General features: G+C 63.6%; 29 protein-coding genes. 8 read left to right on the plus strand and 21 right to left on the minus strand.

The window, feature by feature from the left end; translation table 11 throughout:
• Positions 1–76 precede the first annotated feature (76 nt).
• Positions 77–1306 carry a GAF domain-containing sensor histidine kinase gene (locus BMY91_RS17255; protein WP_090824147.1) on the minus strand — a complete coding sequence of 410 codons (1230 nt, stop codon included), beginning with the start codon at positions 1304–1306 and terminating at the stop codon, positions 77–79.
• A gap of 78 nt (positions 1307–1384) precedes the next feature.
• On the opposite strand from BMY91_RS17255, the gene BMY91_RS17260 reads away from it, so the two are divergent.
• A complete protein-coding gene (locus BMY91_RS17260; RefSeq protein WP_090824149.1) occupies positions 1385–2800 on the plus strand; it encodes an MFS transporter in 1416 nt (471 codons plus the stop codon).
• Between the two features lie 118 nt (positions 2801–2918).
• On the plus strand, positions 2919–3314 hold the full coding sequence (locus tag BMY91_RS17265) for a DUF7793 family protein (protein ID WP_143054082.1): 396 nt from the start codon (positions 2919–2921) through the stop codon (positions 3312–3314).
• A gap of 57 nt (positions 3315–3371) precedes the next feature.
• On the opposite strand, the gene BMY91_RS17270 is transcribed toward BMY91_RS17265, so the two are convergent.
• The 14 genes from BMY91_RS17270 to BMY91_RS17335 form a co-directional block, all read right to left on the minus strand.
• On the minus strand, positions 3372–4376 hold the full coding sequence (locus tag BMY91_RS17270) for a hydroxyacid dehydrogenase (protein WP_090824151.1): 1005 nt from the start codon (positions 4374–4376) through the stop codon (positions 3372–3374).
• Positions 4373–5287 carry a carbohydrate ABC transporter permease gene (locus tag BMY91_RS17275; RefSeq protein ID WP_090824153.1) on the minus strand — a complete coding sequence of 305 codons (915 nt, stop codon included), beginning with the start codon at positions 5285–5287 and terminating at the stop codon, positions 4373–4375. The genes BMY91_RS17270 and BMY91_RS17275 overlap by 4 nt, the downstream gene beginning before the upstream one ends.
• Positions 5284–6240, minus strand: coding sequence for a carbohydrate ABC transporter permease (locus tag BMY91_RS17280; RefSeq protein ID WP_090824157.1), 957 nt, complete (start codon positions 6238–6240; stop codon positions 5284–5286). Before BMY91_RS17280 ends, BMY91_RS17275 begins: the two co-directional genes overlap by 4 nt.
• Positions 6241–6301: 61 nt before the next feature.
• The gene (locus BMY91_RS17285) at positions 6302–7615 is read right to left on the minus strand and encodes an ABC transporter substrate-binding protein (protein WP_090824159.1); all 1314 of its coding nucleotides are present in this window, start codon (positions 7613–7615) and stop codon (positions 6302–6304) included.
• 113 nt (positions 7616–7728) lie between these two features.
• Positions 7729–8829 (minus strand): substrate-binding domain-containing protein, encoded by a 1101-nt coding sequence (locus BMY91_RS17290; protein ID WP_090824161.1) that lies wholly within the window; start codon positions 8827–8829, stop codon positions 7729–7731.
• An 82-nt stretch (positions 8830–8911) separates the two neighbouring features.
• On the minus strand, positions 8912–9280 hold the full coding sequence (locus tag BMY91_RS17295; protein ID WP_256212806.1) for a hypothetical protein: 369 nt from the start codon (positions 9278–9280) through the stop codon (positions 8912–8914).
• Positions 9277–9888, minus strand: coding sequence for an Asp23/Gls24 family envelope stress response protein (locus BMY91_RS17300; RefSeq protein ID WP_090824163.1), 612 nt, complete (start codon positions 9886–9888; stop codon positions 9277–9279). Before BMY91_RS17300 ends, BMY91_RS17295 begins: the two co-directional genes overlap by 4 nt.
• A complete protein-coding gene (locus tag BMY91_RS17305) occupies positions 9885–10469 on the minus strand; it encodes an RNA polymerase sigma factor (protein WP_090824165.1) in 585 nt (194 codons plus the stop codon). The genes BMY91_RS17300 and BMY91_RS17305 overlap by 4 nt, the downstream gene beginning before the upstream one ends.
• Before the next feature lie 112 nt (positions 10470–10581).
• A complete protein-coding gene (locus BMY91_RS17310; protein ID WP_090824168.1) occupies positions 10582–10812 on the minus strand; it encodes a CsbD family protein in 231 nt (76 codons plus the stop codon).
• A 96-nt stretch (positions 10813–10908) separates the two neighbouring features.
• On the minus strand, positions 10909–11514 hold the full coding sequence (locus tag BMY91_RS17315) for a hypothetical protein (protein ID WP_090824170.1): 606 nt from the start codon (positions 11512–11514) through the stop codon (positions 10909–10911).
• On the minus strand, positions 11511–12092 hold the full coding sequence (locus tag BMY91_RS17320) for a hypothetical protein (RefSeq protein WP_090824172.1): 582 nt from the start codon (positions 12090–12092) through the stop codon (positions 11511–11513). Before BMY91_RS17320 ends, BMY91_RS17315 begins: the two co-directional genes overlap by 4 nt.
• Positions 12089–12469: a hypothetical protein gene (locus BMY91_RS17325; RefSeq protein ID WP_090824175.1), complete on the minus strand. Its 381-nt coding sequence runs from the start codon at positions 12467–12469 to the stop codon at positions 12089–12091. The genes BMY91_RS17320 and BMY91_RS17325 overlap by 4 nt, the downstream gene beginning before the upstream one ends.
• The gene (locus BMY91_RS17330) at positions 12466–12657 is read right to left on the minus strand and encodes a DUF2273 domain-containing protein (protein WP_024818603.1); all 192 of its coding nucleotides are present in this window, start codon (positions 12655–12657) and stop codon (positions 12466–12468) included. Before BMY91_RS17330 ends, BMY91_RS17325 begins: the two co-directional genes overlap by 4 nt.
• Positions 12654–13160, minus strand: coding sequence for an Asp23/Gls24 family envelope stress response protein (locus tag BMY91_RS17335; RefSeq protein ID WP_090824177.1), 507 nt, complete (start codon positions 13158–13160; stop codon positions 12654–12656). The genes BMY91_RS17330 and BMY91_RS17335 overlap by 4 nt, the downstream gene beginning before the upstream one ends.
• Before the next feature lie 196 nt (positions 13161–13356).
• Here BMY91_RS17335 and BMY91_RS17340 point away from each other — a divergent pair, with 196 nt between their 5' ends.
• From BMY91_RS17340 to BMY91_RS17350, 3 genes are all read left to right on the plus strand, one after another.
• Positions 13357–15252, plus strand: a complete 1896-nt coding sequence (locus tag BMY91_RS17340) for a DUF2264 domain-containing protein (RefSeq protein ID WP_090824179.1) — start codon at positions 13357–13359, stop codon at positions 15250–15252.
• 121 nt (positions 15253–15373) lie between these two features.
• Entirely contained in the window at positions 15374–15577 is a 204-nt protein-coding gene (locus BMY91_RS17345; RefSeq protein WP_090824181.1) for a hypothetical protein, read from the plus strand.
• Positions 15578–15686: 109 nt separating this feature from the next.
• Positions 15687–16490, plus strand: coding sequence for a DUF1206 domain-containing protein (locus tag BMY91_RS17350; RefSeq protein WP_090824511.1), 804 nt, complete (start codon positions 15687–15689; stop codon positions 16488–16490).
• Here BMY91_RS17350 and BMY91_RS17355 read toward each other — a convergent pair.
• From BMY91_RS17355 to BMY91_RS17370, 4 genes are all read right to left on the minus strand, one after another.
• Positions 16480–17349, minus strand: a complete 870-nt coding sequence (locus BMY91_RS17355) for an AraC family transcriptional regulator (RefSeq protein WP_090824183.1) — start codon at positions 17347–17349, stop codon at positions 16480–16482. The genes BMY91_RS17350 and BMY91_RS17355 overlap by 11 nt on opposite strands.
• A gap of 176 nt (positions 17350–17525) precedes the next feature.
• A complete protein-coding gene (locus BMY91_RS17360; RefSeq protein WP_090824185.1) occupies positions 17526–17786 on the minus strand; it encodes a hypothetical protein in 261 nt (86 codons plus the stop codon).
• On the minus strand, positions 17779–18048 hold the full coding sequence (locus BMY91_RS17365) for a GlsB/YeaQ/YmgE family stress response membrane protein (RefSeq protein ID WP_090824187.1): 270 nt from the start codon (positions 18046–18048) through the stop codon (positions 17779–17781). Before BMY91_RS17365 ends, BMY91_RS17360 begins: the two co-directional genes overlap by 8 nt.
• 305 nt (positions 18049–18353) lie before the next feature.
• Entirely contained in the window at positions 18354–18551 is a 198-nt protein-coding gene (locus tag BMY91_RS17370) for a CsbD family protein (RefSeq protein ID WP_090824189.1), read from the minus strand.
• Positions 18552–18735: 184 nt separating this feature from the next.
• Here BMY91_RS17370 and BMY91_RS17375 point away from each other — a divergent pair, with 184 nt between their 5' ends.
• Positions 18736–19158 carry a YtxH domain-containing protein gene (locus BMY91_RS17375; RefSeq protein ID WP_090824191.1) on the plus strand — a complete coding sequence of 141 codons (423 nt, stop codon included), beginning with the start codon at positions 18736–18738 and terminating at the stop codon, positions 19156–19158.
• A gap of 12 nt (positions 19159–19170) precedes the next feature.
• On the opposite strand, the gene BMY91_RS17380 is transcribed toward BMY91_RS17375, so the two are convergent.
• Together BMY91_RS17380 and BMY91_RS17385 are read right to left on the minus strand one after the other, a co-directional pair.
• Positions 19171–19875 (minus strand): alpha/beta fold hydrolase, encoded by a 705-nt coding sequence (locus BMY91_RS17380; protein WP_090824193.1) that lies wholly within the window; start codon positions 19873–19875, stop codon positions 19171–19173.
• A 128-nt stretch (positions 19876–20003) separates the two neighbouring features.
• On the minus strand, positions 20004–20573 hold the full coding sequence (locus BMY91_RS17385; RefSeq protein WP_090824194.1) for a YdeI/OmpD-associated family protein: 570 nt from the start codon (positions 20571–20573) through the stop codon (positions 20004–20006).
• Between the two features lie 201 nt (positions 20574–20774).
• On the opposite strand from BMY91_RS17385, the gene BMY91_RS17390 reads away from it, so the two are divergent.
• Both BMY91_RS17390 and BMY91_RS17395 read left to right on the plus strand, forming a co-directional pair.
• Positions 20775–22286, plus strand: coding sequence for a fumarylacetoacetate hydrolase family protein (locus BMY91_RS17390; protein ID WP_090824196.1), 1512 nt, complete (start codon positions 20775–20777; stop codon positions 22284–22286).
• A complete protein-coding gene (locus BMY91_RS17395) occupies positions 22279–22986 on the plus strand; it encodes a GntR family transcriptional regulator (protein ID WP_090824198.1) in 708 nt (235 codons plus the stop codon). Before BMY91_RS17390 ends, BMY91_RS17395 begins: the two co-directional genes overlap by 8 nt.
• The last annotated feature ends 25 nt before the right edge of the window (positions 22987–23011 follow it).

Consider the following 23011-nt stretch of genomic DNA (forward strand, 5'->3'; position numbering starts at 1 on the left):
TCAAGCAACGCACGACATGCAGTAACGCACGACGGCGGGCTGCCGGCGTCGTGCGTTACCTCTCCCGCCGCTGAGGCTAGGAGCCGGCGGGAAAACTAATCGCAACCGTGGTTCCGCCGCCGGGCGTTTCAGCCAGCGTGAGATCGCCGCCGTGGGCCTTGGCGATGTTGCTGCACGTGGCCAGACCAAGTCCGGTGCCCGGACCGTCACCTTCCCGGCGCAGTCGGACCAGGGGTTCCAGGCACTTGGCGCGGTCCTCTGGCTTAATGCCCTTGCCGTTGTCCTCGACGTAGACCGTTGCGCCGTGATAGTTGGAGATGCCCCTGATCCTGACGTGCAGGGTTCGCTCACGGCTCCGGTAATTTATGGCGTTGGACACCAGGTTCTGCAAGAGGATGCGCAACTGCCCGCGGTCCGCGTGGACCGTCAGATCCTCAACCTCAACGATGCCCTGGTCCTCAATGCCGAGGTCGCGGATAACCTCTTCTGCAACACTGCGCAGTGAGACCTGCCCTGCCTGGATCCCGCCTCCCACGCGCGAGTAGCTGAGGACGTCTTCCAGCATGCCAAGCATCCGCCGTCCGCTGGTCCCGATGCGGTCCAGATACCGCGCAGCCGTGCTCTGGGGCTCCATGTCCGGATCGTCTTCCACCAGTTCCACATAGCCAAGGATGGTGGTCAGGGGAATCCGCAGATCATGGCTGACGCGTCCGGCGAACCCGGCGAGTTTGGCGTTGGAGTCCTTCAGCTCGGCATAGGTGCGGTCCAGTTGGACGGTCCGGTGCTGCAGTTCCAGCAACTCCACCACTTGTTTGGCCAGGACCTCCAGCATGCTGACCTGTTCGGGGCGCAGCTCCTTTGTCTGGTCGGAGAAAACGCACAAGGTCCCAGGGACAAAGCCGGATTCTGTTTGCAACGGCACGGAGGCATAAAAGCGGACGTTGCCTATTTCGCCCGTGACAAAGGGGTTATCCGCAAAACGGGGGTCCTGGGATGCATCTGCCACCACTGTCCGCTCGCGGGACAGGAACACCTTGGCGCACATTGAATCCTCGCGCGAGCAGATGCCGGGGTCTACACCCCAGGCCCCGATCTGGTGCTGGTATTCCGCGCTGATGATGTTGACCACGCCAAAGGGGGCACCGCAGAGCTCCGTGGCCAGCCGCACCAGGTTCTGCAGCGCGCTCATCACCGCCGCATTGGGCAGGAGAGTGGAATCCGCTGCCGGGTCCAGGCCGTACTCCTGCAGTTCCAGGTCCCGGCTCACGTCGTCGGTAAAAGCGAGCTGCCCTTGTGCACGCGTCATTGAACAATTCCCCCAAGCGTCTTTAGGATTCCCTGCCGATACTACCGGGAGCTTGGGAGCGGTGGTTTACTGGGACCCATGACCGAGCAGGAACCGGCCATGGCCGCGGCTTCCGACGCAATCGACATGTCTGTGCGCACTCCGGCGCAGCGATCCCGCACCTTTGCCGGGATCCTGGTGAATACCGCCCTGGCCAACATCACCACCAGCTATTTATGGTTCGCCTTGACTTTCTGGGTGTACCTGGAGACCCGCAATGTCATTGCCACCGGGGTGATCGGTGGAGCGTACATGCTCTTGATCGCCCTTTCCAGCATCAGCTTCGGCACCTTCGTGGACCGCTACCGCAAACTGGCGGTGATGCGCTTTGCGGCCTGTTTCACCCTGGTGATGTTCATCCTGTCCGGCGTCATGTTCCTGCTGACTCCGGAAGACGCTTTACTCGACCTGACCCAGCCATGGTTTTGGATTTTCACCATGATCATCCTGATCGGTGCAGTGGTGGAGAACATGCGGAACATCGCCCTGTCCACCACGGTCACCATCCTGATCGAGCCTGACAAGCGGGCCAACGCCAACGGACTGGTGGGGATGGTGCAGGGGCTCATGTTCATTGTCACCTCGGTCCTGTCCGGGTTGTCTGTGGGCCTGCTGGGCATGGGCTGGACGGTGGTAGTGGCCCTGGTTCTTACCGCCTTGGCCTTCGCGCACCTGCTCACGCTCCGCCTGCCGGAGGAAGTGCGGGCTGCCGCGTCCGACGCGCAGGGTGGCTTCGACCTGCGCGGCTCCTGGGCCGCTGTCATGGCGATTTCCGGACTGTTCGCCCTGATCCTGTTCTCCACGTTCAATAACTTCATCGGCGGCGTCTACATGGCGTTGATGGACCCTTACGGGCTGGAAATGTTCTCGGTGGAAATCTGGGGAACGGTGTTTGCCGTGGGCGCAACGGGATTCATCCTGGGCGGCGCACTGATCGGCAAATTCGGACTGGGTTCCAACCCGCTGCGGACCATGCTGATCGCCGTCGGGTTCATGGGTCTCATCGGCGCGGTCTTCACGCTGCGCGAATGGGCGTGGCTGTACATCGTGGGCATCTGGATCTATATGGCCCTGGTGCCCGTGGTGGAAGCAGCCGAGCAAACCGTCATCCAAAAGGTGGTCCCGTTGCCCCGGCAAGGGCGGGTGTTCGGCTTCGCCATGGCGTTCGAATCCGCGGCAGCGCCCATCACAGCGTTCCTCATTGCACCGATCGCGCAGTTCTGGATCATTCCCTACGCCCGCTCATCCGAAGGCGCTGCACAGCTTGAGCCCCTGCTGGGTGAGGGAATCTCCCGCGGGATTGCCGTGGTGTTCCTGGTGGCGGGTCTCATGATGATTGCCGTGGCCCTGATCGCCTTCCTCACCCCGGTGTACCGCAGGGTTTCGGCATCCTATGCGCAGACGGCCGCGGAAGAAAAGGACCACGAAAGCGCAGACTCCCCTTCCGCGGGATGACCGGACAGCAAAAATCACTCGTTTCGGATGAGACCGTATGATCGTCGGCAGGTGCAGGGTGGAGTCAGTTCGAGGCGCACGGGCAATCGGGCGATCCACCGGAAAGGGAGATGGTTCCATGGCTCAGACGGACGCCGGCGATTACGACATCCGCTTTCAGTCCTCCGGCGTCATGTGGTTGGCCTGGAAACCCGGAGTCCGCATCGAAGCCCACAATGCCCGGGCCGCGGTGGACGCTGTGAACAACATCGCCGACGGCCGCCGCTACCCCCTGCTGGTGACGATGGCCGATGCCGGCCACCTCAGCCACGCAGCCCGCGAAGTTTTCCTGGAGCCCTGCGCGGCGTCCAGGATCGCGTTGCTGGGAAACAACCCCGTGGACCGCATGCTCGCGCAGTACCAGCTGGCCGTTCAGGAGCCGCCGTGCCCCACCCGTTTCTTCGTCTCCGAGGACGAAGCCATAGCCTGGCTTCAGGACGCGGATGAAGCCGAGCCGGCACGCACCCCACCGTGACAAACGCACGACGGCGGGAGGTCGCCGTCGTGCGTCCTCAAGGCCGCAGCCGGCTGCCTAAGCCGTGAACGCCAGGTCTTCAACCGTCACCGGGAACCGCAACCCTTCCCCCCGGGACACCCGGAGGGCCTCCTCCACGGCGCTGGCTGCCATACGCTCCAGTTCGTTGCCCAGGGACCCTGCCACATGCGGCGTGAGCAGCACGTTGGGGTGGGTGTAGAAACGGGATTCGGCGGGCAGCACCCAAGGCGTTGTCACGTCCAGGATGGCGTAGAGATCGCCCTGTTCCACCCGTGCCAGGAGGGCATCCTGGTCCACCAGCTCACCGCGGGCCGTGTTGATGAAGGTGGCGCCCGGCTGCATCCGTTCGATCAGCCCGGCGTCGATGAGGTTCTTGGTGGAGGGCAACGACGGCGCGTGGAGGCTGACGATGTGGCTGCTTGCCACCAGTTGGTCCAGGGACGTTAGCCCGACGCCCAGGGCCCGGGCTTCCCCGGGGGACAGGTACGGGTCCGAGACCACGACGTCCAGATCATATGGAGCGAGCAGCCGGATAACGTGCCGGCCGATCTTTGACGCCCCGATGATGCCTACGCGCTTGCGGTAATTGCCCATGTCCGGGAAGAGCTGCTCAGCGAGGACGTCGGTGCGGGTGGTGTGCAGCGCACGGGCGATCTGGAGGACACGCTTGTTCGCCAGGACGATCATGGCCACCGTGTACTCGGCCACGGGGATGGCGTTGGCGTCCGCGGCTGAGCTGACCTGGATGCCGCGTTCCCAACAGGCGTCCCCGATGTGGTGCTTCACGCTGCCTGCTGCATGCAGGACGTATCGCAGGCGCGGGGCAGCGTCCAGGACGGCATCGTCGATCATCGGGCAGCCCCAACCGGTGAGGAGGACGTCTGCCTGTTCAAGGATTGCCCGGCTTTCCGGGGCGTGAAAGTCCTGGATGGGTTCCCGGCCCAGGAGCTTCAATGCGGGCTCCAACGGATCGAGGCTCCGCGGAGGAAACACGGCCCGCGCCGTGTGGGCCGGCATGGCCAACGCAACGTTCAACCTCATTTGACGCTCCCTGCCGTGAGGCCGGATTTCCAGAAGCGCTGCAGCATGATGAAGGCCACCAGCAACGGAATGATGGACAGGAGCGAGCCTGTGATGACCATGGGGGTGAATTCGGGCTGCGGAACCGAGTAGCCCTGCCAGATGGAGATGCCGACGCTGACGGGGAGCAACTTCTGGTCCTGGAGCATCACCAGCGGGAGCATGAAGTTGTTCCACACCCCTACGAACTGGAACAGGGCGATGGTGATGTAGCCGGGCATCATCATGGGCAGGCCCAGGGAGAAGAAGGACCGGATGGGTCCCGCGCCGTCCACGCGGGCTGCCTCCAGGGTCTCGGCGGGAACGTAAGCGGCCGAGTAAACCCTGGCCAGGTAGACGCCGAAGGGATTGCACAGGACCGGGATGAGGACGGCCCACATGGTATTGGTGATGCCGAACACCGAGGCCAACAGGTACATCGGAAGGACCGTGGCCGTGTTGGGAATCAGGACGCCCACCAGGACGATGCCAAAGAAGGAATCCTTGCCGCGGAACTGGAATTTGTCGAACGCATAGCCGGCCATGACGGAGATCAGCCCTCCCAGCACCGCGCCGAATGCCGCGTAGAACATGGAGTTGGCCATCCACTGGAGGAACACTCCACCGTCTTGGTTCAGGACCGCCATGACGTTGTCCAAGAACGCCGGCTCTCCCAAGGCATAGGCGGGTGTTCCGTAGAGGTCCGCGGTGTTCTTGGTGGAGGCGAAGAACAGCCAAACCACGGGAAGGACCATGTAAGCGCAGCCCAGGATCAGCAGGGCGTTCACCGTGAAGGTGCTGCCAAAGCCGCCGGCACGGGCAGCGGAGCGGCGACGCCTGGGCGGCAGTGCCGGGGCCGAAGTACTTGCGCGGGACATCGTGGAGGTGCTCATGCTTTGTTCCTTGAGCTGAAGCGGGTCACGGCCCAGGACAGTACTGCGGCCATGAGCGCGATGATGATGGAGGCAGCTGCGGCCTGGTTGAGGTTGTGGCGGATGAAGGCCGCGTCATAAGCCCAGAGGTTGGGAACCCATGTGCTGGTGACGGATGCCGTGGCCTTGGAGATGATGGATGGTTCCGTGAACAGCTGCAGGGTTCCGATGATGGTGAAGAGCATGATGACGCTCAACGCCGGAAGGATCAGCGGAAACTTGATGCTGACGGCCGCGCGGATTTCTCCGGCACCGTCCACGCGGGCTGCTTCCAGGATTTCCCGGGGAACGGCCTGCAAAGCGGTGAACAGGATGATCACGTTGTAGCCGGTCCACTCCCATACGGCGATGTTGACGATGGATGGCAGGATCATCTGGTTGTCCAGGAAGTTCAGCGAGATCCCGCCGGTCTGCAGGACTGAGACGATCGGGCTGACCCCCGGGGTGTAGAGGTAGGCCCAGATCAGCGCCGCGATCACGCCGGGCACAGCGTGGGGAAGGAAGACCAGGAGTTGGAAGAGTTTCCGTGCACGGGTCACGGCGGCATCCAGCAACAGGGCAAACGCCAGGGCACCGCCCACCATGCAGGGGATGTAGAGCAGGCAGTACAACGCCAGGCGGCCAATACCGCCTACGAAGGTCTCGGACTGGAGGACCTGCAGGTAGTTCTCCAAGCCCACAAACGACGTCTTGGCTTCGCCGAAGCCCAATCCGGACTTTTGCTGTGCGAAGAAGCTCAGCACCATCGCATAGACGACGGGCGCAACCATGGCGAGGGCGAAAATTGTGAAGAACGGGGTGAGGAACAGTGCGGCGGTGCGGCCACCGGTTCCCGATATTGCGCGGGGTCTACGAGGGGCCCGGGTGGCGGACTGGACGGCGGTGGACGGCTTTGTGGATGCCTGGGTGAGCATGATTAATCTCCTCGCTGGCAGGGCGGCTCCGCAGTCGCGATAGCCGCCCCACCGTGCGGGCCTACTCCTTGACGGAGAGGCCGTTCTGCTTGAGTCCGGCCACCGTGGCGCTCTGGGCCGTGTCAACAGCTTCCAGGACCTTGCCGCCGCTGGTCAGCTTGCCGTAGGCGTCCTTGAGCGCAGTGTTGGTGATGTCCCAGTTGGGACCCCACTGCCAGCCCGGGGTGATCGAGGCGTAGGCCTTATCAAAGACGGAATAGATGTCGTTGCCGAAGTAGCTGGAATCGAACGCCTTCTGTGCCACCGGCGTCAGGCCCGGGAAGGCCAGGAAGGCAGAACCGGTGTTGCCGCGGGCCTTGATGGCATCCTGGCTGGTGGCGAGGAACTCGATGAACTTGGCAGCGGCGGCAGGGTTCTTGCTGCTCTTGGTGATGTTGAAGCTGGAGCCGCCGTAGAAAGCGTCAGCGGGTGAGCCCCAGTTGGGAACCTCGGCTGCAATCCACTGGCCCTTCTGGCCGCTGGCTTCCGTACGCTTCTGGATGCCGGTTGCGCTCCAGTTGGCACCAAGAACACCCACGACGGCGCCACTGGCCAGGTCCGCGGACCACTCGTCGCTGAAGGATTGCTGGACCTTGACGATCTTCTGGTCAATCAGCTTCTGCCAGTAGTTGGCTACCTTTTGCGTAGCTTCGTCATTGACGCCCACCTTCCAGCTGTCGCCTTCTGTGCCGAACCACGTGGCGCCGGCCTGCCAGGACAGGGCTGCAGTCAGTGCGGCTTCATTCGGGTTGAAGCTTGCAAGGTGAGCCTCCGGGGCAACGGCCTTCAGCTTCTTGCCGGCCTCCTCGAAGTCCTGCCAGGTCTTGGGAACACCTACGCCGGCTTTGTCCAGCATGTCCTTGCGGTACCACATGATCATGGGGGCAGCATCGTAGGGGAGTGCGTAGGTTGCATCGCCGAACTGCACCAAGGCTTTGGTCTGGTCCGTGAGCCTGTCCACGGTCTCTGCCTTGTTGATGTAGCCATCCAGGGGCTGGAGTTGTCCGTTGGAGACGAACTGGGGCAACTGCGGGTACTCGATGGTGGCAACATCCGGGCCATTGCCTGCCGTGATGGCGGTGGAGAGCTTGGCATAGCCGCCTGCGCCGCCGTTGGGGATGGTTTCGAAGGTGACCTTGATCTTGCTCTGGCTGGCGTTGAACGCCTCGGCCACCTTGTCCATGCCTGCCATGGATGACCAGAAGGTGATGGTGCCGGAGGGGTCTTCGGCGGGGGTGGGATTTGGTGCGGCAGCCTGGGTGCTGCCACAGCCGGTGATGAGGGCAGCACTGGCCATGAGGCTGACTGCTCCAAGCAGAAGCTGGCGACGCTTCATTCTGTTCTCCTTTGAAGTTCACGATGCGAAGTTCGTGGTGTGGGCTAGGCACCATGAAATCCACAAAAATGAACATCATCAACAAAGTGAACAGAAGTAAACAAGTGCGGGAGCTATACCTGCGTCGATTCCCTGATCACCAGCGCGGGGGACAGGTTGACCCGCTGCAGCGCTGAGGTGCTCCCGCGCCTTCCCCCGATCCGGTTCAGGCACATCACCAAAGCCTGATGTCCGACGTCGTATTTTGGCGGTGCCACTGCGGTGAGCGGAACGGCCCCCAGGGCCGCGATCTCGTCGTCATAGGAGACGATCGCGAAGTCCTCAGGCACGCGGAGCCGCCGCTCCTGGCAGGCACTTACAAATTGGAGCGCGTCCTCATCGGTGTGGACAATGGCGGCTGTCACCTGCGACTCTGCGCACCAGTCCAGGATTGCATCCACCAGCACGCGGTGAGCCTGGGGATCGTTCTGTGCCCGGGACATGGCACGGACCATCGAGTCGTCGCGGGAATGCCCGGCGCGCTGCATGGCCAGATGGAAACCATCGATGAGTTGCGGCGCGGTGGGGCTGTTCTCCCGCAGGCAGATGGCGATCCTTTGGTGCCCCAGGGCCAGGAGATGGTTCACCGCGATCTCGGAGCCGCGCACGTGGTCGCTGCGCACAGATTCCAACCGGCCGCGGTCCAGGGCGTCGTCGATTGACCGTTCCACCACCACCACGGGCACGTCGGCTTCGGCGAGCAGGTCCAGCGTCTCCGTACCGGCCAATGATTGCTCGCTGGGCGTGATGAGGATGCCGTCCACGCCGTGTTCGTACAGCCGCCGCACCTGACGCCGCTCTTCAGCTCCCGAGTAGTTGGAAACGCCCAGGACCAAGCGCACGCCTGCTTCCTGGGCGGCGGCCTCCGCGCCGCGGATCACGCCCGGAAAATAGTACGACGCCGACGGTACGATCATCCCGATCGTCGCCAGCGGCCGCCTCCCGCCTGGACGCCAGGACGTGGACTGTTGGGCGGCAGGACCCGCGGGTTTGCCTCCGGAGGACACGGCGCCACCATGCACACGCTCCAGCAAACCCTGCTCAGCGAGCACGGCGAGATCACGCCGGATGGTCATTCCCGACGTCCCCAGCTTGGCCGCGAACTCACCGGCATTGAGTGAGCCATGCAGGGCAAGCTCCCTCAGGATGAGCTGTTGTCGATCCTCGGACAGCATGCAGGTCTCCGCCTATCAAGTTCACTTATGTTCAGTTTGTTCATTATGAACCAGAACAGAGTGCCTGTGCTTCCGCGGCGTTCTACGTGCCTACCGTTACAACCGAAACGTCGACGGCGGCCGGCCGGGGGAGCAGGTGCCGCCGCACCGCTTCGGCTACTTCACGCGCCACGGCTGGAGCCGGACGGGACGTGCCCACCGCGATCCTGGTCTTCACGGCCAGCACTCCTGCCTCGTCAGTGAGGGTGATCAGGGCGGGAGTGTCTCCGGTGACCACGGACAACGCAGCACCTGCGATGGACTGCCACAGCGGCTGGGCGGGGTAGACGGAACTGACACCCTCCACGGACTGGACTACGCCGAGCAGCTGCTCGGCCAGGATGCCCAAGTCTGCCAAGGCGCCGGAAGCACTTGCGGGGGCTGCAGCCCCAACGTCCATCGGCTCGGTCATGGCTGCTCCTCGGTAGTGGCATCTGCGGGGCTTGCTGGGTGGGGTGGCTCCAGCACATCGGTGACAGTGATGTTGATGGCTTGAATGGTCAGTTCAGTTTGGACGGCCAGGGTCTCTGCCAGCTCCTGGCGGAGTACGGCGGCACGTTCCTCCATGGGGTGTCCATACACCACTGCTATCTCCACTTCCACGGTGATGTCGGCGCCGGGGGTGGTGACATCGCCGTGCAGGCGGCACTTGCCGGCGGCTGTTCCCGGCAGGGCATCGGCCACGGAACGGATGAGTGCGGAGATGGAGCCCTCGGTTTCCCAGAGGGTGTCCTGCGGGTTGCCGGACTGCAAGGGAATGCTGCGTCCCGGCCGCAACTCCAGCCGGAGGTTGTCCAGGATGGACTGCATCCAGTCGTCAGTGCCGGAGCCTGCATCCGCCACGTCTGAGCTGAGCAATTCTCTCCCCAGCTCTGAGAGGTGGCGCAGCGAGGCCAACCCTGCCTGGCATTCGGGGCATGTTTCCACGTGGACGGGATCGGCAATCTGTCCGGTGTCCAGGTAGGCGCTTAGCTCTGCGAGGCTGTGGCCGCATTCGAGGGTGTCGCTGGTGGTGTTCATCGCCATTCCTCCATGGTGCGCGCAAGAGTGATCCGTGCCCGGGCCAGGCGGCCGCGGACACTGGCTGGGCTGATGTTCAGTGTCAGCGCAATTTCCTCGTAGCTTTGGTCATTGAACTCCTTGAGCACCCAACAGCGCCGTTGTTCCTCCGGAAGCTTGGCGAGCGCCGCCTTCAGGGCCTCAATCCGGGAGCTGTTGACGGCGTTGGTTTCCGGGTCCTTGTTCTTGGGCCGGGAGTCGGGGTCCACTGCGTTTTCCACGGTGCCAAGGTCCGCGTGGTGGCGGCGTTTCCGGAGATGGTCGATGCTGCGGCTGCCAACGATGCGAAGCAACCAACCCTTCACCGCGGCCGGGTCCCGCAAGCCGTCCAGTTGTTTCCAGGCCTGGACGAGTGTCTCCTGGACGACGTCGTCGGCGTCGGCCAGTGAGCCGGTCAACCGACGGGCCGTGGCCCGCATCAGGGGGCCGTGGCGCCTGGCCAAGGCCTCGAAAGCGGCAGTGTCACCATCTGCGGCCCTGCCAGCCAGCAGAGCATCGGGAACCAGGTCCAGTTGGTGCTGCGCCGCGGGTGAACCAGTCACGTTTCCTGCCTTCCCAGTGCACAGTCGATACGAGTCAGAATCTTGGGTCTTGAATCGTGGCGGTATCCCCGGGACGGTTCCTGGTTTCGGTGGAACCGTCCCGGCCCAAGGACTACTTGTTGGTGAAGCCTTCTTTGAGCTTCTGGGCGGCATCCTTGATGTTTTCGCTGATGTCCGCTGCAGCATCCTTGACCTTTTCGCCGGCCTGCTGGAGCTTGGCCTGGGCTTGGTCCTGCTGGCCTTCGCGCTCCAGGGACTGATCGCCGGTGAGCTTGCCTGCGCCTTCCTTGGCAGCGCCCAGGTGTTCGGTGGCTGCGTTGTTGATCTTGTCGTTGATACCCATGGTGTTCCCTTTTCTTGTCATGCGCGGTCATTGAGGGCCGCGCCGGTTTTATTCGGTAAAGAAGCTGTTCTTACTGCGGTGACTGATAAAAGGCGGTCACCGGGCACGACGCGAACCGGACACCCGGCTCCGGGCGCCGCTGGTAATTCGGACCAGGACCGGTATTGGATGGCCCAGCCACGCGTCGATTCCCTGGACGAGTTCTTCGGCGGTATCGGCAAGCTCGCGGGGTGAGGTTCCCTTGCGGGCTTGCATGCGGAGCCGCAGCGCCGTCCCGCTCCGTGATTCCCAAGCGGAGACTGAGGCGGACAGAACGTCCTTGTTGCCCTTCAGAGCCTCGTGTACTGCTGCGGAGATGAGTCCCACATCCACCACGGTCCGGCCGTGGGTCCCGTCGGATTCCTCTGCCAGACGGGGTGTTCGTCCGCCACCCTGGGACGCCAGCCAGGCGGCGCTCAGTGCGGCGGCCAGCAGCAGGACTGCTATGCCGGCGGCCAGCCACCAGCTCCGCACCGGGCCAGGCCCGGGTGCATTGCCGGCAAGGCTGCGGGCTTGATCCGTCAGGTTGGAGCCAATTGCCCACCATGTGTCCGATGCTCCCGGCAGGGTTCCGGCCGCGATGAGTGCGGCTCCGGCGCCCAGAATTGCAAGGCCCACGATGGTGAGCAGGATGCGGTTCACAGCACGGTTGGTCCTTCTCATTGCCCCACGGCTCCTTCGTTCAGTACCCGTACGTTGCGCTTGACCGGCCGGTTCAGCCCATAGGCGGCCAGTTCGGCGTCGAGCGCTGTTGTGATGGACTCAAGGTGCAGCGGAACGCCCGACGTCGGACGCACCTGGACCCGTACGGACTGTCCACCCACCGTGGTGGTCACCTGCCCTGGCGCCAGGCCAGCTGCTAGGCGGGTTTTGCTGGCTACGGCGGCGGCGATGACGTCGTCATCCACCACCGTTGCCATGCGGTGGCTGGCCAGGGCGCGCCTGGGCCGGCGTCCCTTGCCTACCGCCGTGCCGATCACCAGCAGCCCCAGAATCCCCAGGCCAACACCAGCGGCGGTCATGCCCGCCGGGATGGTGTTGGCAGGAAGGTCAAGCAGCCACTGCCGCAGCTGGGCCGGGCTTGCAAGCAGGGGCTGTTCCTTGAGGAGCCACAGCACGGATTCCAACGCCAGCCAGAGGAACGTGACCAGGAGGATGGAGGCGGCCACGATGGACGGGACTGACCTGGAAGAGTGCGTCTCCCGCCGGATCATGCGCCGGATACTTCGATCCTGCTTCACTGCACCCTCCTTTCCTTGGACTGGCTTTCCTTGAGCTGTGCCGGCTTTGCGCCGGTGAGCCGGATGTCTACCCGGCCCAGCTCCATGCCGGTGAGTTCCATGCTGCGGGCCACGAGTTCTGCCCGCGCAGCCTGTGCCTGGTCAAAAACGGTGGCAGCACCTTTCCGCGGCGCCAGGAGCGGCGGGAGCGCCAACTGGACCGAAAGCCGGACTCCCAGCTTTCCGGAGTCGTCTTCCAGGTCAGCGGTGACGTTGCTCCCACCCACTCCGAAAGCGCGTGCCGTCATGGTTTCCACCGTTTTGCGGAGCGCGGTGCGGGCAATCCGGGTGTGCCCGGCCCTTTTTTCGGATGCCGGGCCGCCGGCCTGGCTGGTCATGAGGAGGAGCGCTTGCCCCGCAGGGCATCCAGCACCCCGCCCAGGTCAAGCTTTCCCTCGGCGGAGCGGCCCAGCACAGCCCCGATTCCTACGAACAGCGCTGTCAGCAGCAGTCCCCAAAATCCGAAGGCCAGTCCGGCCAGTGCCAGGACCGCTCCTACGGCCATGCCGGTAACTGTGGGGCTCATGCGACCCTCGGCTCACGGGTGGCGTCATCGGCCTCGGAGTCCTCGGACGGCACGTGGATGTCCGTGATGGTGATGTTCACTTCGGTGACTTCCATGCCCACCAGGTCTTCGATGGCCGTGTACACGGCGTCGCGGGCGTTGTCTGCCACTTCCTGGAGCGGGTGCGGGTATTCAACAACCAGGGTGACGTCCACCGCCACCTGGGTCTGTCCAACTTCCACGCTGACGCCCTGCGTGAGGTCCTTCTGTCCAACCTTTTCGCGGAGGTTTCCGATTGCGCGGGCCGCGCCGCCGCCCAGGGCGTGGACGCCGGGGATTTCCTGGATGGCGATGCCGGCGATCTTGGCTACGACGCCGTCAGCCACAGTGGTTGCTCCCCGGCCGTCCTTGCCTTTGTCCTGGGCTGTCAGGTCCCGTGCCGTCTTATCCTGTGCCGACGCCGGGGTGGCGGCCGGGGTGTTCTTTGCGGGGACGTCTGCGGGGGTGTGGGTCTGGATCGTCATGGCAATCGCTCCTGTCCGTTGTGTGCGGCGTTCTTTTGCGCCGTCATGAATAGGACGTAGCCCGGCAGGGATTCCTCACGGTGAAATTTATGTGAGCTGCATCACGTAGAGTGCGTTCACTATTGTTCAGTTCACCCCGCGCCAAGCCGGGGCAACTTACTGTAATGAAGCTGGAACTACACCCCGCAGGAGACTTATGGCCATCGGCTTCACCATGCCCGCCCCGGATGATGACCTCAGCCCCATCACCGGATGGACGCGGGAACACTGGGTTGCCTTCGCAGACCAGCAGTTGCTCGCGGTGCGTCCTTACTTTTCGCCCCGGAAGGCGACCATTCGCCTGGGCGGCAGGCCGTCGTCGTCGGGCGTTATGTCCGATGGTCTGGAAGGATTCGCCCGCACGTTCCTGATGGCAGCCTTTCGCGTGGCAGGCGAGCGCGGCAGCGATCCCCAGGGCCACTTGGAGTTCTACCGCGAAGGCCTGCTGGAGGGAACGCGGGCGGGCGGTCCTGAAGAGTGGCCACCCATCCGTGACCGCTCGCAGCCCATGGTGGAAGCTGCGTCCCTTGTCCTGGGTCTTCAACTGACCAAAACCTGGCTGTGGGATACATTGACCACCCAACAGCAATCCCAGGTGGCCGCTTGGCTGCAGGGTTCCTCCACCAGCATCTGCGTGGACAACAACTGGGTGCTGTTCCAGGTGATGATTGCCGAATTCCTGGCCGGTGCCGGGTTGGAACACAACGCTGCACAGATTGACCACGGCCTGAAGAGGCTGGAGGACTGGTATGCGGGCGGGGGCTGGTACCGCGACGGCGATAACAATGGCACCGGGGACTTCTTCGACTACTACTGCGGTTGGGCCATGCACCTCTACCCCATCCTCTGGGCAGAGTTTGCCGCGAACCGTCACCCGGAGGCAGCGCCGCGGATGGAGGTCTACCGGACCCGGCTCGCGGCATTCCTGGAGGACCACGTCAGGTTTTTCGGCTCCAACGGGGCCCCGGTCTTCCATGGCCGTTCCCTGATCTACCGCTTCGCGGCCGTGGCGCCACTGTTCATGGGCGAGGCCGTCTCCGCAACGCCACTGACCCCTGGTCAGACCCGGCGGATCGCCAGCGGCGCGGCCAAGTACTTCCTGGACAACGGAGCTTACGACCGCGGGCTGCCGTCCCTTGGGTGGCTTGGCGCTTTTGAACCCATGACCCAGGAGTACTCCGGCCCCGCCTCGCCGTACTGGACATCCAAAGCCTTCGTCGGGCTGCTCCTTCCCCCGGACCACCCCGTGTGGACCGCTGTGGAGGAGCCTTCGCCGTCGGAAGCAGGGGACGGACTCAAGCACGCGGAGGCACCCAATTACCTGCTCCACTCCACAGCCGGCGATGGCATAGCGCGGCTGCTCAACCACGGCAGCGACAAGTATTACGCGCCGGGCCCTGATGATCCCCTGTACCGCCGCCTCGCCTACTCCAGCCACACGGCACCGATGTTCACCCGCGATCCGGTCGATAACCACTTCGCCATCCTCAACCAGTCCGGCACTCCCAGCCGCCGCGCCAGGATCCACCGCCTCGGGGCATCGAACAATCAAGCGGCCAGTTGGCACGCCCCCGTGTGGAACGGAGATGACCCTGCCCTGTCTCCATGGCGGGTGGCGACGGGCACCGCAGCGGCCGGCGGCTATGAGCTGCGGGTGCATGTTGTGGAAGCCGATTCCGGGCTGACGGTCCGCGATGGCGGCTACGCGCTCGCCGGAGCCTCGCCACTGCGGGACCGTCAGGGCATACTCAGCAACGGTCACCTGCAGGCAGCCATCTGGCCACTTCATGGCTACACGGGCGGCGGCATCTACAGGGCGGAAGGCGTCTCACCACTCGGTGGGCACGCCGCATGCGGCTACCTGGAAGGACAGCTGACCGGCAGCCGCAACTGTTTCGCCTCGCTGGTGTACCTCGGGGGTGAGGCGCCCACGTGGGTGCCTCCCGCCGTCGTGCCTCCTGTGACTTTCACCCTGCACGACGCCGGCCACCGCGTCAGCGCCCGCCTCACCTTGGGCTCAGGGCAGGTACTGGAAGTGTCGTTCGCCAGCTGAGGGTGGCGGCTGGATTCTTGAGCCAATCTTGAGATGACCCGGCGTGGTTCTTGAGGACCCCATCCGATGGTTGAAACATCAGCCAATCCGCTGATGGGAGCTTCCAGGAAGGACCACCGAAATGACTGACCAGATCACCGCCACGTCCTCACGCACCGGCGCTGCCCACGTGAAGTCCGACGCCTTTGCCGGCACCGCGGAAGCTGTCCGCCATGCAGGTGAAGTTCTGGGCCAGGCCCGGGCAGTGGTGGCCGTCCGTGAACAGTTCAACCCGCTCGGCGTAGGCCTCCGGAGCATTTGGCCGCAATCGGTCTGCGGCTTCTAGGACCCGAAAAATTTGAGTCGGGCAGGCACCCAGGGTGCCTGCCCGACGTCGTTTTAAGGGACGATGGAGACCAGAACCAAAAATAAGGAGGCTTGCCATCAAAGAAGAGATCCGCAAGGCCGCTGATGTGGCTGAGGATGCTGCGAACTCGCGATCCTTCGAGATTGTTGCCCGGGCAGGCTACGCCGTCAGTGGTTTGCTGCATGTCCTCATCGGCGCAATCGCCCTGCAACTGGCCTTCGGGCGCGTTGGCGAGGCCGATGTCTCGGGAGCCGTGGCGTCGCTGGCCAGGCAACCCGCAGGACCCTTCCTGCTCTGGGCCTGTTTTGCCGCCTGCGCGGCGCTCGCCGTGTGGCAGTTGAGCAACGCACTTCTTGGGTACAAAAGAGATTCGGACAACAAGCTTGGCAAAAGGCTCTCCGCCGTGGGGCAGGCGATCGTTTTCGCCGCCCTTGCCACCACCATCATTTCCTTCATCGTCGGCAAGGGGCAGAACAGCCGCGAGTCCACCACCGATGTGACCGTGACCCTCATGAAGGCGCCGTTCGGGGTGTTCCTGCTGGTCGCCATCGGGGCGGGTATTGCCATCACGGGCATCGTGTTCGCGGTGCGGGGTTTCCGGCAGACCTTCAAGAAGGACATTTCACTGTCATCCGCCCGGACGGTCCGCAAGTTCCAGCTGGGCGTAGGGGTTGTGGGCTATATCGCCAAGGGGATTGCCCTCTTTCTGGTGGGCCTCCTGGTGGTCATTGCCGCCGTGCGCGCCCAACCCGAGCAGTCCACCGGGCTGGACGGCAGCTTGAAGGCGTTGAAGGAGCAGCCATATGGTCCGTACCTGCTGGCCGCGGTGGCCGTAGGGCTCATCGCCTACGGACTGTTCCTCATGGTCAAAGCGAAAACACTCAAGACGTAGCGCCTTCTTCCCGTTCGATGGGAATCCAGAGCTGTCCGCTGCCATGCGTTCCCCCGGGCTCCACCTGGACGCTGAGCATCTCAGGACCGGGCACCCACCTGTACGGGTTGGCCGGGAACCATTCGGTGGCGGCATCGGCCCACATCCGCTGCAGAACCTCGGGGAACTTCCCTTCTGCCTCGAACACCACCCACAGCCCGGCCGGGACTTCCAACGTGTCAAAGCCTTCCTGCGGCGGCCGGCTGGAGGCGACGGCGTGCCAGTAGTCCAGCTCGCTGCCTTCGCTCCGCCGCTCGTCGATGTTGTCAGTCACCGACACCGGGCCGGACGGTTGTATATCCGCAAAATCGAGCATGTGCTGGGTGACGGCCGGATCCAGGCTCCTCTGAAAGTCGATGATGGCCTGGTTGGGTCCTTTGTGGACCAGGGGGACGCGTGCTTTCAGTCCTATGAGGCGGAAAGCAGGTTTGTCTTCGATGCGGTGCTTCATGTCGGTATTCCCTTCGACTCGGAGGTGGAACCTCAGCTGAGGTTGGGAATGGAGAACGGCGCCGGGTTGCCGTGCCTCGGACGGCGTGAGCCCATGCATGGCCTTGAACGCCCGCGCGAACGCTTCCGCCGAGCCATATCCGTAGCGGACCGCGACGTCCAGGACTGTTCCGCCCTCAAGGATTTCCGCAGTGGCTGCCGTGAGCCTCCTCCTGCGGATGTACTCCGAGATGGGAAGACCCGCCAAGGAGGAGAACATCCGCCGGAAGTGATACTCGGACGTCAAGGCGGTCCGGGCCAGGGTGCTCACCTCCACGTTGGCCGTCAGATCATGCTCGATCAATTCCACGGCCCGGTTCCATTCCTGCACAGTTGCCTCCATTCCTTGCACCGACGCTACGCGGGCCACTGCACTGATGGCCCAACAATCCTTGCCCGAAAGTATCAGGCCGGACGACGCAAGAGCCCGGACAACGCAAGAGCCCGGGGGCTGCAGCTGCAGCCTCCGGGCTCTTGGACTTGTCCAGTAAATACGGTGTTCAGGTATTACGGCCTGCTGGAACCAGAAGCTTCGTCATCCGGTTCGGATGAGAATGGCCGGTCCTTGGGGGTGTCTTCCGTGTTGTGTTCGTCCAACTCGGCGTCAGCCGAAGGAACCGTCTTCTCGGCGTAGTCACCTTCGGTGTAGTCACCGCCGGCGTCATCCTTCAGCGTTTCCGGAGAGACGCCGGCATCGCCGTAGTCCCCCTCGGAGTATTGGCCCTCAAGGTCATCGTCCTTGGCATTGTGGTTCTGGTGATCAGCCATGAGAGGCCTTGCGGCCAGTAACCAGGCCGTAGATCAGCAGCACGATGATGGAGCCGCCGATGGCCAGGAGCCACGTGGTGAGGGAGAAGAACTCCTGCAGTCCGGTGCCGAAGATCAGCCCGCCGATCCAGCCGCCCAGAAGAGCGCCGACGACGCCCAACAGAAGAGTTACGAACCAGCCGCCACCCTGGCGGCCGGGAAGAATAAGTTTTGCGATAGCGCCGGCCAGGAGGCCCAGCAGAAGAAAACCAAAGAAACCCATTTTTGCTCCTACTTTCTTGTCAATGGAAATTCCATGAACGTGATGAAGCGAGTAATTTCACCGGGTGCCTGTTCCAAGTTGTAGGCACCGTAATGGGGCCCTTGCAGGCCCTATGGAATGTGGGGGAGTGGAACTCTTTACGCAACCCCGATGAATTTGTGAAATGCAGCCAATAAAGCACTCCTGCCGATTGGGTCAGACTCGGTACTACACCAGTAACGCTAGCGGCTCGAGAGACTAGTAGCAAGTAACCTGTCTATTAGGGTGACCTTGCCTCAAGGGCCCGCCTCGCGCGAATTGGCGGCCTAGTGGCCACCCAGTGAGTCCTTGATGTCCTTGGCGGCGTCCTTGACTTTCTCGCCGGCCTGCTTGAGATTCGCTGCCGATTGCTCGGCCTGCCCCTCGGCTTGAAGATCCGGGTTGCCTGACGTTTCGCCGGCCTTTTCCTTGACCTTGCCCACCGCTTCTTCGGCAGCGTTCTTGATTTTGTCGCCCAGTCCCATGGCTTTCACTCCTCGGGTTGAGATGCGGGATGCCTGCGATTGTTCGCTGGATGGCATAACAGTTTAGTCGGGCTTTTTATTTCAGCAAATCCCCTTTTGCCGGACCCTGGGCTTGGCGCAGGTGACATGGTGCCGCCCGCCGGACTACTGTCATTGGATAAACACCTCGGAAGGAGTGATTGCTGTGAAAGGCAAAGCATTGTTCGCCGTTGGCGTGGCTGTGGGCTACGTGTGGGGATCGAAGTCCTGGCCGGAGGTGTACCGGCGGATCCGCGGAGGCACGGAAAAGGTCTGGAAGAACCCGGACGTCCAAGAGAACGTCCATCAAGCCACCGAAGCCGTCCAGGAGTCGGTTCCGGACATCCTGGACAACCTGTATGAGGCAGGTAAGAAGCTGATGGAGAAGGCGGAGACCATGTTCCCGGGTATTGCCACCCCCAAATCCGGCCAGCACACCGACTCATCCTCCGGAGCCAGGACTGTGCCCACCATCAAGTCGGATGTTGTGTCTGATCCGGCCCTGGATGACACCACAGGCAGTGACTGGACGGGCGAGGGCGGAGCGGCCCCGGAAGGACCGGCGACCAACACACCGCCCCGCCCGTAGCGGTGCGGCTCCCTAGCTAATGCTGTTTACGGCCGTCAGGATGGCTTCGCCCAGTTCCTTCGGCTTGGTGAACTGTGGCCAGTGGCCCGTGGGCAGGTCGATGTAGTCCACTTCCCGGATCCTGGCGAGCTCGGCCGTGAACGGGTGCCCGGCGTCCATCCATTCTTTGAGGAGCGACGACGGGAACTGGCACGCGATGATCGTGGCTGGGACGTCGTAGCGTCGGACGTCACTGAGGTGCTGCTGATCGAAGGCGACGCCTTTGGGTTCCGGGATGGCCCGTGCACGGAAGGCAGCTTTGAGGTCTTCGGTCATGTCGATGAGGTCTTCGTCCTCGAACAGCTCCCACGGCGGCAGGGGAAGGTCGTCGCCGTCGTCGGGCAGTTCATCATTGATGACGCCGCCCTCGCCGAGCGGTCCGCTGTCCACGTAAATGGCCCGGGCTACCCGGTCAGGGCGGGCATCCGCCACGCCGTGAATGATGGCACCGCCGCCCGAGTGGCCCACCAGCACCACCTTCCCGTCCAGTGAGTCCACCTTCTCCACCACGGCATCGATGTGTGTTCGGAGCCCAATGCCGGCGCGGTCGGAATCCGCGGACTCCAGCCCGGGCAGTGTGAGCGGATGAACCGTGTGCCCTGCCGCCTCCAGTGGCGGGGTCACCTCCTCCCATGACGATGCGTCCAACCAGAAACCGGGTACAAGGATGATGTCCATGCCGGTACCCTACGGGAGGCCACCGACAGGATGCACTCATTTTTTGCTGGATCATTCGGCCCCTCATGTGGCCGGACCCGCGTCACGGCGCGGAACGGCTCCAGCCGGGGGTGGGATGATCCAGCAAATTATTCGCGCTCCGCCAGGCGATCCAAAGCTTTCGTCAGCGCTTTTCCGCGCAGCTGGGGAGTGCGGGCCTTAAGGATCTGCAGGATGATGAGGTACCTCTCCGTCTTGCCGAGCCGATCGAAGGCTTGGCTGGCGGCGTCGTCGCTGGCGAGGGCTGCCTTCAGGTCTTCCGGAACCTGGGCGTTGGCCTGCGAAACGTACGCCGCCTCCCAGCGGCCGTCAGCTTTGGCCGCGTCAATCTCGGCGAAGCCCGCCGGCTGCATGCGGCCCGCCTGGATCAGGGCTTCCACCTTGCCCACATTCACCTGCGACCACGAACTTCGGGCCCGGCGACGCGAGTACCGCTGCAGGAAAGTGGTCTGATCGTGTCCGCGCCGTTGGCCATCGATCCAGCCGAAGCAGAGGGCTCCGTCAAGGGCATCCTGGATCTCAATGAGGCGTGCGCCCGAGTTCTTCTTGCCGATCACCAGCCAGGCCTCGGCTTCAGTGGCATGGTTCGCGGTGAGCCAGTGTTCCCATTCCGGGCCATCGGCAAACCTCAACAGTTCCGGCTCGTCCCTGCGCTCCATGGTTTCCCTTCCCCGCTCCTCCACACCTACGTACCCAGCATCCCCCAACTAAGTAGCAGTTCGGGCCGTTGTGGACGCTCACAACGGTTCGAGCTGTTATCTGCTTGGGTGCGAAGAGGGGGTTGACGCGGATCACGTTTCCGGTTCATAGTTATCGTATACGATTTCGTACTTGATGCAGCTCTACCAAGAGGAGGCGCCGTGACACTGGAGTTCCGGACCCAGGAACTGAGCCAGGACATGCTGGCCCGGACGCGCAAAGTGATTGCCGTCCACATCAACTACCCCAGCCGCGCGGCCCAGCGCGGGCGCACTCCCGAGCAGCCGTCGTACTTCCTGAAGCCGTCCTCGTCTCTAGCGCTCGGCTCCGCGGATGCTCCCGGAACTGTTGAGCGTCCCGCCGGTTGCGAACTGCTCGGTTACGAGGGCGAGATCGCCTTGGTGATCGGCAAGTCAGCGCGCCGGGTTGGCCTCGAGGATGCGTGGAGCCACGTCGAAGGGGTCACCGCGTCCAACGACCTCGGCGTCTACGATCTCCGCTACGCGGACAAGGGCTCCAACGTCCGGTCCAAGGGCGGCGACGGCTTCACGCCGGTGGGTCCCACGCTGATTCCGGCCGACGCCGTGGACCCCACCCAGCTGCGGATCCGTACCTGGCACAACGGGGACCTCGTGCAGGACGACACCACCGAGGACCTGCTCTTCCCGTTCGCGCAGCTCGTCGCGGACCTTTCCCAACTGCTCACGCTCGAAGAGGGCGACATCATCCTCACCGGCACCCCGGCCGGCGCTTCGGTTGCCAAGCCGGGTGACGTCATCGAAATTGAGGTCACCGGCGGCGAGTTCAGCAGCGGCCGTTTGGCCACCAAAGTAACGGAAGGCACGACGCCGTTCGCGGACTTTGGTGCCCGGCCCAAGACCGATGACACCCAGCGGGAGGAAGCGTACGGATCGCGCGAAGCCGCCGGACTGCCTGCTCCCGACAATGCTTCCGTGCTGACTCCGGATCTCAAGAAGAAGCTGGAATCCGTCGCCACCGCCACATTGTCCTCCCAGCTGCGCAAGCGCGGATTGAACAATGTGAGCATCGACGGACTGCAGGCCACCCGCCCGGACCGCAAAGTAGTGGGCCTGGCCCGGACCCTGCGTTATGTGCCCAACCGCGAGGATCTCTTCAAGACCCATGGCGGCGGGTTCAACGCCCAAAAACGTGCCATCGACTCCGTGAACGACGGCGAAATCCTGGTGATGGAAGCCCGCGGCGAGAAGGGCACCGGCACTGTGGGGGACATCCTCGCGCTGCGTGCCCAGGTCCGCGGTGCCGCTGCCATCATTACCGACGGCGGCGTCCGCGATTACTCGGCCGTGGCTGACCTGGAGATGCCCACGTACTTCGCCAACCCGCACCCCGCAGTGCTGGGCCGGCGGCACATTCCGTGGGATACGGACATCACCATCGCCTGCGGGGGAGCCACCGTCCAGCCGGGCGACATCATCGTGGCCGATTCGGACGGCATCCTGGTGATTCCCCCGGCCATCGCCGAGGAACTGGTGGATGACTGCATCGCCCAGGAAAAGGAAGAGACGTTCATCTTCCAGATGGTCCAGGAAGGCAACAGCGTTGATGGGCTTTACCCCATGAACAAGGAATGGCAGGCGCGGTACGCGGAGTGGTCCGCCCGGCAAAGCCCGGAAGGAGCCCACGGTGGCTGAAACCGCCGTCGGAAGATCCGCCGTCGAGAGCGCCGCCGCCCTGAAGGCTCATCCTGAGAGCAAGTCCCAGCAGGCTTATGCGGCCGTGAAGGCGCGGATCGTGGAGGGCGCCTATACACCGGGGTACCGGCTGGTGCTCGCCAAGATCGCCGAGGACCTGGGCTTCAGCGTGGTTCCCGTGCGGGAAGCGATCCGCCGACTGGAAGCTGAAGGGCTGGTGAAGTTCGAGCGGAACGTGGGCGCCACGGTGTCCGGGATCGACCCCACCGAGTACCTGTACACGATGCAGACCCTGAGCATCGTGGAAGGTGCGGCCACGGCGCTGTCTGCTCCCTTGATCGACTCGGTAGCCATAGCCCGGGCGCGTGCGGTGAACCAGGAGATGCGGGAGTGCTTGGAGCACTTCGACCCCGTCCGTTTCACGGCGTTGAACCAGGATTTCCACAGCGTCCTTTTCGAACACTGCCCCAACCCGCACATTCTGGACCTGGTTCACCGGGGCTGGAACAGGCTGGCCTCGCTGAGGTCCTCGACGTTCCGTTTTGTCCCCGGCCGCGCCCAGGAATCGGTGCGCGAACACGAGGCCCTGCTGCAGCTCATTGAGGGCGCAGCAGACGCCGACACCATTGAAAAAGCAGCCCGCCAACACCGGGCCGCCACCTTGGACGCTTACCTCGCACAAGCAAACCCTGATCATTAGCAAACCCTGATCACTAGTTAGGACT

The organism is Arthrobacter sp. yr096, assembly GCF_900108925.1.
Taxonomy (GTDB): domain Bacteria; phylum Actinomycetota; class Actinomycetes; order Actinomycetales; family Micrococcaceae; genus Arthrobacter.

Excerpts from the sequence above, each read along its gene's own strand:
- BMY91_RS17255 (WP_090824147.1), bottom strand. The coding sequence starts at position 1,306 with ATGACGCGTGCACAAGGGCAGCTCGCTTTTACCGACGACGTGAGCCGG.
- BMY91_RS17260 (WP_090824149.1), top strand. The coding sequence starts at position 1,385 with ATGACCGAGCAGGAACCGGCCATGGCCGCGGCTTCCGACGCAATCGAC.
- BMY91_RS17265 (WP_143054082.1), top strand. The coding sequence starts at position 2,919 with ATGGCTCAGACGGACGCCGGCGATTACGACATCCGCTTTCAGTCCTCC.
- BMY91_RS17270 (WP_090824151.1), bottom strand. The coding sequence starts at position 4,376 with ATGAGGTTGAACGTTGCGTTGGCCATGCCGGCCCACACGGCGCGGGCC.
- BMY91_RS17275 (WP_090824153.1), bottom strand. The coding sequence starts at position 5,287 with ATGAGCACCTCCACGATGTCCCGCGCAAGTACTTCGGCCCCGGCACTG.
- BMY91_RS17280 (WP_090824157.1), bottom strand. The coding sequence starts at position 6,240 with ATGCTCACCCAGGCATCCACAAAGCCGTCCACCGCCGTCCAGTCCGCC.
- BMY91_RS17285 (WP_090824159.1), bottom strand. The coding sequence starts at position 7,615 with ATGAAGCGTCGCCAGCTTCTGCTTGGAGCAGTCAGCCTCATGGCCAGT.
- BMY91_RS17290 (WP_090824161.1), bottom strand. The coding sequence starts at position 8,829 with ATGCTGTCCGAGGATCGACAACAGCTCATCCTGAGGGAGCTTGCCCTG.
- BMY91_RS17295 (WP_256212806.1), bottom strand. The coding sequence starts at position 9,280 with ATGACCGAGCCGATGGACGTTGGGGCTGCAGCCCCCGCAAGTGCTTCC.
- BMY91_RS17300 (WP_090824163.1), bottom strand. The coding sequence starts at position 9,888 with ATGAACACCACCAGCGACACCCTCGAATGCGGCCACAGCCTCGCAGAG.
- BMY91_RS17310 (WP_090824168.1), bottom strand. The coding sequence starts at position 10,812 with ATGGGTATCAACGACAAGATCAACAACGCAGCCACCGAACACCTGGGC.
- BMY91_RS17315 (WP_090824170.1), bottom strand. The coding sequence starts at position 11,514 with ATGAGAAGGACCAACCGTGCTGTGAACCGCATCCTGCTCACCATCGTG.
- BMY91_RS17325 (WP_090824175.1), bottom strand. The coding sequence starts at position 12,469 with ATGACCAGCCAGGCCGGCGGCCCGGCATCCGAAAAAAGGGCCGGGCAC.
- BMY91_RS17330 (WP_024818603.1), bottom strand. The coding sequence starts at position 12,657 with ATGAGCCCCACAGTTACCGGCATGGCCGTAGGAGCGGTCCTGGCACTG.
- BMY91_RS17335 (WP_090824177.1), bottom strand. The coding sequence starts at position 13,160 with ATGACGATCCAGACCCACACCCCCGCAGACGTCCCCGCAAAGAACACC.
- BMY91_RS17340 (WP_090824179.1), top strand. The coding sequence starts at position 13,357 with ATGGCCATCGGCTTCACCATGCCCGCCCCGGATGATGACCTCAGCCCC.
- BMY91_RS17345 (WP_090824181.1), top strand. The coding sequence starts at position 15,374 with ATGACTGACCAGATCACCGCCACGTCCTCACGCACCGGCGCTGCCCAC.
- BMY91_RS17360 (WP_090824185.1), bottom strand. The coding sequence starts at position 17,786 with ATGGCTGATCACCAGAACCACAATGCCAAGGACGATGACCTTGAGGGC.
- BMY91_RS17365 (WP_090824187.1), bottom strand. The coding sequence starts at position 18,048 with ATGGGTTTCTTTGGTTTTCTTCTGCTGGGCCTCCTGGCCGGCGCTATC.
- BMY91_RS17370 (WP_090824189.1), bottom strand. The coding sequence starts at position 18,551 with ATGGGACTGGGCGACAAAATCAAGAACGCTGCCGAAGAAGCGGTGGGC.
- BMY91_RS17380 (WP_090824193.1), bottom strand. The coding sequence starts at position 19,875 with ATGGACATCATCCTTGTACCCGGTTTCTGGTTGGACGCATCGTCATGG.
- BMY91_RS17385 (WP_090824194.1), bottom strand. The coding sequence starts at position 20,573 with ATGGAGCGCAGGGACGAGCCGGAACTGTTGAGGTTTGCCGATGGCCCG.